Source organism: Mycobacterium sp. (assembly GCF_049673265.1).
Taxonomy (GTDB): Bacteria; Actinomycetota; Actinomycetes; order Mycobacteriales; family Mycobacteriaceae; genus Mycobacterium.
Genome location: NZ_JBATXN010000323.1, coordinates 1 through 3562 on the forward strand (window position 1 = coordinate 1; position 3562 = coordinate 3562).

4 protein-coding genes are annotated in these 3562 nt (G+C 65.1%); all 4 read right to left on the minus strand.

The features are described 5' to 3' along the window. Nucleotides 1-2 precede the first annotated feature (2 nt). The gene (locus tag WBF82_RS11400) at nt 3-722 is read right to left on the minus strand and encodes an MBL fold metallo-hydrolase (RefSeq protein ID WP_424383143.1); all 720 of its coding nucleotides are present in this window, start codon (nt 720-722) and stop codon (nt 3-5) included. Nucleotides 723-743: 21 nt separating this feature from the next. Further along, nucleotides 744-2198 (minus strand): aldehyde dehydrogenase family protein, encoded by a 1455-nt coding sequence (locus tag WBF82_RS11405; RefSeq protein WP_424383140.1) that lies wholly within the window; start codon nt 2196-2198, stop codon nt 744-746. 70 nt (nt 2199-2268) lie between these two features. Beyond that, complete coding sequence (locus tag WBF82_RS11410; protein ID WP_424383141.1) at nt 2269-3237, minus strand: LacI family DNA-binding transcriptional regulator; 969 nt, start codon at nt 3235-3237, stop codon at nt 2269-2271. A gap of 20 nt (nt 3238-3257) precedes the next feature. Next, the coding region (locus WBF82_RS11415) for an enoyl-CoA hydratase-related protein (protein WP_424383142.1) at nt 3258-3562 on the minus strand (305 nt) is incomplete at its 5' end.

Sequence of the window (3562 nt, forward strand, 5' to 3'; positions counted from 1 at the left end):
GGCTAGCCGGCCATCGCGGCGTAACCATCGGCCAGGCCGCGTAGTTGGCCGGCGCAATCACCGGTGAACGACGCGCCGTGCATCAGCGCCAGCGTGGTCGGTGTCAGCTGGGCCAGCTGCTCCAACGTGGGTCGCAGATTGGTAGTCAGGCCGGTGGCATGGAACAGCGCCTCAGCTTCCAATGCCGGTGCTACGCAATCGGATTCGGTCAGCGCAGGACATTGGCCGGTGTGTGTGAGCAGGTCGCCGGCCAGCAACGTCGACGAAGTCTCGTCGAACCACAGCCCGCTTTCCCAGTTGTGCGGCACGTGCGGGGTGGCGATGAACCGCAGCCGATGCCCGCCGATATCGAGCACGTCGCCAGGTTCCGTGCCCACTGGCACCGGTGGCCGGTCGCACATATCCGTCAGTGAAAGCATGCAGGCCAGCGGACCGTGGATGACTTGGGCGTGCGGCGCGGCCGCCAGGAGCATGTTCATCGCGCCGCACTCGTCGGCCTCGAGGTGGGCGAACGAGATCCAGCGAAGCTGCTCCAGCGGGATCACCTTGGTGATGGCCCCCGAAACCAGCGGGAAAAGTTGGCGCATGCCGCAGTGGAACAGAAACGGTTGGTCACCGGTCAGCAGAAACTGATTGAAGGTGAACCCATGTTCGGTGATGCCCGGCACCCAGGTGGAGAACCGAAAGATACCCTGCGCGATCTCGTCAACTTTGGTTTGCAGTCCAGCGTCCATACCCAACTTTTACATCTGCGCCCAGACAATTTTGCTCTGTAAGTACGTTTCGATGCCGGCTTTGCCGGACTCGTAGCCCCAGCCGGATTGCTTGTACCCGCCGAACGGCATCGAGTGGTCAAACTGCATCTGACAGTTGAGTCCCACGGTTCCAGCCTTGAGTCGCTTGGCCAATCGGTGCGCGCGGCCCAGGTCCTTAGTCCACGCGGTGGCCGCCAGCCCGTAGGTGCTGTCGTTGGCAAAGGCGACGGCTTCATCGTCGTCGTCGAACGGCAAAACGGTGACCACCGGCCCGAAGATCTCCTCTTGGAACAGCCGGCTTGTGCTCGCGACATTGGTGAGCACGGTCGGGTGCACGAAGTATCCCTTGCGGTCGAGTCGATGCCCGCCGGTGACGATCTCGACCCCGTCGCTGCGCCCCTCGTCGAGGTAGCCCAGGACGCGACTGAGCTGTTTCTGGCTGATCAGCGGGCCGATCACGGTGCCCTCTTCCTTGGGACCTCCGAGTTGCAGACGGTTGGCCATTTTCGCGATGCCAGCCACCACCTGGTCGTAGACGCCGCGCTGGGCGAAGATACGCGAACCACACACGCAGGCCTGGCCGGAGTGGATGAAGGTGCCGAACGCGGCCGTGGTGATCGCGGCCTTCAGGTTGGCGTCATCGAAAATCAGCACGGGCGACTTGCCGCCGAGTTCGAGAGTGACCTTGTTGAGGTTGCTGGCCGCGGCGGCATGCACGATTTCCCGGCCGACTTCGGTCGATCCGGTGAAGGCGACCTTTTCGACGTCCGGGTGTGCGGTGAGCGCCGCACCGGCGGTGTGACCGTAGCCGAGCACCAAGTTCGCCACCCCCTCCGGCACTCCCGCCTCGGCCAGGATTTGATCCAAAACGACTGCTGTCAGCGGGGTTTCCTCGGCTGGCTTGACGATGCTGCTGCAACCCGCAGCCAGCGACGGCGCGAGCTTGGCGCAGAAATTAAACGCCGGGCCGTTCCACGGAAAGATCAGCCCCACGACGCCGTAGGGTTCCTTCAGCGTGTAGGTATGCAAGTGCGAGTCGACGCCGGTGAGGCCGCCGGTGTTCACGTCGCGCGCGATGCCCTCGATCTTGGTGCACCAACCGGCGTAGTAGCGAAAGAACTCGGCAGCGACCCGCACCTGTGCCTGCGCCTGAACCGGGGTCATGCCACCGTTGAGCGACTCGAGCTCTTGCAGGATTGTCGTGTGCTGGTCGATCAGCTCGCCGACCCGCCACAGCACCTTGGCCCGCTCGTAGTCGGGCAGGCCCGACCACACGCCCGACTCGGCGGTCGCCTTCGCCCGCGCCACCGCGTCGTTGACGGCGTCGGGGCCGCAGTCTTTGAACTCGGTGATCTGCTCTTCGGTGGAGGGATCGACGACGCGGATCACGTCACCGGTGCCGGGCCGTTCGCGGATCTCGTCCAACACCGCCTGCACCTTCATCGGTCTGCCCTTCTGCTGTCGGTGGAACTTTGCTGACCAGGCGTAGGTTATGCGCTTAACCACCGGATGTCTAGGTCGATGCGCGAACAATCAGTCGGGCGATGTCGGTGGGCTCGGGAGGTGCCGGTGCCGGGTAGCCCAGTTCCGTCAGTACCGCGGCGATGGCGGCGTCGGCGACGGCGGTGGGGTTGAACTCGACCGTGGTCAGGGGTGGCGAACTGATCTGTCCCATCGGCGTGGCGTCGACGCCGATGACGGCAAGGTCGGCTGGGCAGCGCAGGCCCGCTTCGCGGATGCCGTACAGCAGCAGATGCGCAACCTCGTCACTTTGCGCACACACCGCGGTGACGCCGTCCGCGACCCAGCGGCCGACGACCTCGACGGCGTTGTCCGCCGTGACGTCAGCCACGGCGACCGGCGGCAGATCATGGGCGCGCGCCGAGTGCGCGACGCCGTCGAACCAAAAGTCGCCCAAGGCATGCCATTTGGCGATGCCGGTGTAGGCGAACGCGATCGTGCGGTGGCCACGGGAAACCAGGTGCTCGACGCGGATCGCACCGATCGACAGATGCGGATCGCCGAGTGCAGGCAGTGTCCCGATCTCGATGTAGGGCACGTTCGCGGCGTCGACCGCGCTGCGTGCGGCACTGCTCAGCGGAAACAGGCTGGTGACCGCAATCGGATCGAGGTTCTCGATCGCGTCGACGGCAGGTTGATCGTCCTCGGTCTCGAAGATCTGGACCTGAAGCAGGCCGCGCCGGGCCAGCTCCGTGGTCATCTGGCTACCGGCTTGCATCGGCATCTCGCCGACGGCCACCCGTGGCACCACGTATAGCACCACACCGCTGTTGCCGCTGGCGAGGTTGCGGGCGGCCACGTTGGGTCGATACCCCAGTTGTTCGGCGGCTCGGTTGACCGCTTCCTGGGTGCGCGACGAGATCCGTCTGCCTTCAGATTTGTTCAGTACATAGCTGACTGTCGCGGTCGACACGTTCGCCAACCGGGCCACGTCGGCATGGGTGGGTCGCGGCCGTGCCATGCCTCATCTTCGCAAATCGCTTAGTCAGCGGTCAGCGCATGCACGGCGTGCCCGAACATGGTCTGTTTGATTGCGCCGACCGTGCCGGGATCTTTGGCGCCGAGGGGACGAAGAACCTCGACGGCCGCGGGCGTCACTGCGCCCTCGGGGGCAACGGAGTCGACAATGCCAAGGCTTGCGGCGTCGTCGCCGCCGAAGCGGCGTCCGGTCGTCATCGAGGCGACCGCCGCCTGCGGAGTGAGCTTGGCTTGGATCAGCGCCGCCATGCCAGGCGTGAAGGGGATACGGATGTCGGCTTCGGGAAAGCAGAAGAAGCCGCGGTCAG